We start from the raw sequence: 3378 nt of genomic DNA, 5'->3' as shown, positions 1-3378 counted from the left end.
AGGCCAAACGGCCGATGTTGGATAGAGATAATCTTTACTCCTTCCATCCGCTCCCCACGCCAGGGAAGGAGGTCATCGTGAAGTACACCATTCATGATCAGGTCACGCTCTCTCAGCCGCCAGAAGGGCCGCTTGCAGCCCATTTGGTATCGTTTGCGGACGCGATCAGCTCCCAGGGATACAGCGCACAGTCCATGAAGCAGCAGGTACGTATCGCCGCATGCTTTAGTCGATGGCTTAAGAAGACAGGCGTCAGCGTAAAGGACATCTGCTACGACCACGCGACACGGTATTTGCGCTATCGCGCCCGCCATGTGCAACCTTACCTTGGAGATCGGGCTGCGCTCCGTCATCTCATCGATTTTATGCGCAGTGCGGGCGTGATTCCCGTCGAGAAGACAGCAACACGTCGGGCGCCACCTGCGGAGATCTGTGCACAAGCATACGCAGAGTACTTGCGCGACGCTAAGGCTCTTGCGGCAACGACGGTCATTAATTACGTGCCATTCATCCACGATTTTCTCCACCATTGCTTCGGTGACGGGAGGGTCAACTTATCGCGCCTACGTGCCGTGGATGTCGTGAGCTTCGTGCAGTTCCGTGCACCAAGTTTGCATTTGAAGCGAGCCAAGCTAATGACCACTGCACTGCGCTCCTTTCTACGCTATGCGCGCTATCGCGGCGACGTTACGCTGGATCTGGCTGCCGCCGTTCCGGTCGTCGCCAACTGGTCGATGCCGTCAATTCCTCGAGCGATTTCTGCTGAGCAGACGCGGCAGCTGCTGGCTAGTATCGATAGACGGACTTCGGTTGGGCGTCGTGACTACGCCATCCTGCTCCTGCTCGCGCGATTGGGGTTACGCGCTGGTGAGGTGGCTTTTCTCGAACTCGACGACATCAACTGGAGCGCGGGCCAGGTGAGCGTCCGCGGCAAGGGCGGGCAACGCTGCGAGCTACCCTTACCTGCCGACGTCGGCAAGGCGATTGCCGCATATTTGCGGTACGGGCGTCCTCATAGCGCCAGTCGCCGCGTATTTTTGCGCGCAAAGGCGCCCATCACAGGTTTTCGTGGGCAAAGTGGCGTCGGCTCCCTCGTCCGGAATTCGCTTCAGCGCGCTGGCATCGACGCACCCACGATGGGTGCGCATCAGTTCCGCCACGGCCTTGCCACCCAGATGTTGAGCCGTGGGGCCTCGCTCAGCGAGATCGGCGAGGTATTGGGACATCATCATCCACAAACAACGAAGATCTATACGTCGGTAGACATCAAGGCATTGCGTACACTTGCTTTGCCCTGGCCAGGAGGTGTGCGATGAACACACTTCGACAAGCCGTTAAGGAGTACATCGATCTGAGGCGCAGCCTGGGATTCAAGCTGAGAGAGGCAGGCAATGCGCTACCAGATTTCGTCGCGTTTATGGAACGGCATCGTGCTCCCTACGTTACCCAGGCATTGGCTCTCGCGTGGGCTCAACAGCCATCGGATGTCCGGCCTGCGCAATGGGCGCAACGTCTGAGCTATGTACGACAGTTTGCGCGCCATCGCAGTGCTACCGATCTCCGCACCGAGATACCAGCGCCAGGCTTGTTACCCTTTCAACCGAAGCGGGCTAGACCGTACTTATATTCGACCAGCGAGATCTGCGCATTATTGGAGGCTGCACTCCAAATGCCATATCGTTATGAACGGGGTGCCCTGCTGCCGTGGACCTATCATTGCCTGTTCGGATTGCTGAGCGTATCAGGGATGCGTCTGGGTGAAGCGCGCAATCTCGAGCTACAGGACGTGGATCTGACCGCGGGGATATTGACTCTCCGCGGAGCGAAACTAGGCAAGACGAGATTGGTTCCTTTGCATGCCTCGACCTGCGAGGTGCTCGCAAACTATATCGCAAAACGCCAACGTCATTGGGCGGGGCGACCGGTATCCTCGTACCTGTTCGTGTCGAGCTGGGGCAACCGGCTGGACAGCGGTCAGATTCATCGCGCTTTCTATGCGTTATCGCGGCAGATCGGCTTGCGCGGTGAGTCAGACAGTCACGGGCCGCGTCTGCACGATATGAGGCACGTGTTCGCAACCAACACACTTGTACGCTGGTACCGGTCCGATCAGGATCCCGAGCGTCGCCTACCAATCCTGTCTGCCTACCTCGGTCATGTCCACGTTGAGGATACGCAGTGGTATTTAAGCGCCTCGCCCGAACTGATGCGTGAGGCGATGCATCGACTCGAACAACGCTGGGAGGACGTGCAATGACTACTTCAGCGACGTTCGCTCCACTACTGGAACTCTTCTTCACGCAGCGCCTGATGCAGCAGCGTCAGGCGAGCCCTTACACCATCACCTCCTATCGCGATACCTTTCGGCAACTTCTGAAGTTCGTGCAGCAGCGTTTGCATAAGCCGCCGTCCCGGCTTAACTTCGAAGACATCGATGCGCCTTTGATTGTCGCGTTCCTTGATGAACTCGAGAAGCACCAAGGTGTCAGCGTTCGCACGCGCAATCTACGCCTCGCGGCAATTCATTCCTTCTTTCACTACGCAGCCCTCGAAACTCCGGCTCATTCGGCGCAGATCCAGCGGGTGCTTGCTATCCCTAGCAAACGCTTCACGCGTACACTGGTCCACTTTTTGACGCGCCCTGAAGTCGACGCCTTGCTAGCCGCGCCTGATCAAGGCACCTGGTCTGGCCGGCGCGATCACGCCTTTATGTTGGTCGCCGTACAGACCGGCCTTCGCCTGTCCGAGATGACCGGTCTCAAACGTGAGGACCTGATCCTTGGCGCTGCCGCTCACGTGCGGGTGATCGGGAAAGGTCGGAGAGAGCGCTGTACACCCATCGCGAGATCCACACGCGCCGTACTAAAAGCGTGGTTGCGAGAACCACAACGTGGTGATGGCACGGTTCTATTTCCCAGCGCGCGGGGTGAACGCCTCAGCGTCCATGGTGTGCAGTACCTGCTAAACAAGCACCGCAAGACCGCCTGTGAAGTCTGCCCGTCGTTGAAGCAAAAACGGGTCACCGTCCACTGTTTGAGACACACCATGGCCATGGACCTTCTACAACAAGGCGTTCGTCGCTCGGTCATCGCGTTGTGGCTCGGGCATGAATCGGTTGCGACAACGGAGATCTATATCGAAGCGACCCTTGCGATGAAAGAACAGGCCCTTGAGAAGGCAACTCCGCGACACGGCAAGCCTGGACGCTTCAAGCCGACAGACGAGCTTCTCGACTTTCTGAACAGCCTTTAGCGGCCTGAAATTATGTCGGGTAATAACTTGGGCACGTCTGGCACATCTGCTTTCGACACGCACCGTTCGGGTAGACCGTCGAAGTTCAATCGTGCCGCACGACATAATTCGGAAGGGCATATAGTG

3 protein-coding genes are annotated in these 3378 nt (G+C 57.8%); all 3 read left to right on the top strand.

Annotation, left to right across the window (positions count from 1 at the left end; translation table 11 throughout):
- Positions 1-1316, top strand: a 1316-nt coding sequence (locus tag AWB82_RS36325) for a site-specific integrase (RefSeq protein WP_235023599.1), incomplete at its 5' end; no start/stop codon positions are given.
- A complete protein-coding gene (locus AWB82_RS36320) occupies positions 1313-2257 on the top strand; it encodes a tyrosine-type recombinase/integrase (RefSeq protein ID WP_086974061.1) in 945 nt (314 codons plus the stop codon). The genes AWB82_RS36325 and AWB82_RS36320, both read left to right, overlap by 4 nt.
- Entirely contained in the window at positions 2254-3252 is a 999-nt protein-coding gene (locus tag AWB82_RS36315; protein ID WP_086974060.1) for a site-specific integrase, read from the top strand. The genes AWB82_RS36320 and AWB82_RS36315 overlap by 4 nt, the downstream gene beginning before the upstream one ends.
- The last annotated feature ends 126 nt before the right edge of the window (positions 3253-3378 follow it).

Source organism: Caballeronia glebae (assembly GCF_001545035.1).
Classification (GTDB): domain Bacteria; phylum Pseudomonadota; class Gammaproteobacteria; order Burkholderiales; family Burkholderiaceae; genus Caballeronia; species Caballeronia glebae.
Note: the sequence above shows the minus strand (reverse complement) of the source record. Positions and strands in the feature narration are given on the sequence as shown.